Below are 217 nucleotides of genomic sequence, written 5' to 3'. Positions count from 1 at the left end.
AAACCAGTGGTCCACCATGCTCGCCGGCGGCACCCTGACCGGCATCATCGGCGACCCCGGACAAATCGACCGCATGTACGCATGGGGCTTCAACCGGCTCGCCGCCAACAACCTGCCCTTCCCCACCTTCGGGGCATTCAACGGCTACTCCACCGCCTACAACACCGCCTACGCCTCCGACGGACTGTTCTCCAACAACTACCGCGACCTACCCATC

Annotated in this window: 1 protein-coding gene; it reads left to right on the top strand. The window is 63.6% G+C overall.

The genetic code is table 11. The features are described from left to right. A partial coding sequence (locus tag IH26_RS55250; protein ID WP_157437918.1) for a hypothetical protein occupies positions 1-217 on the top strand: 217 nt, incomplete at both ends.

Origin of the sequence: Actinoplanes subtropicus (assembly GCF_000721705.1) — a bacterium.
Lineage (GTDB): Bacteria > Actinomycetota > Actinomycetes > Mycobacteriales > Micromonosporaceae > Actinoplanes > Actinoplanes subtropicus.
The sequence above is the reverse complement of the archived record's forward strand: the minus strand, read 5'-3'. Positions and strand labels throughout refer to the sequence as shown.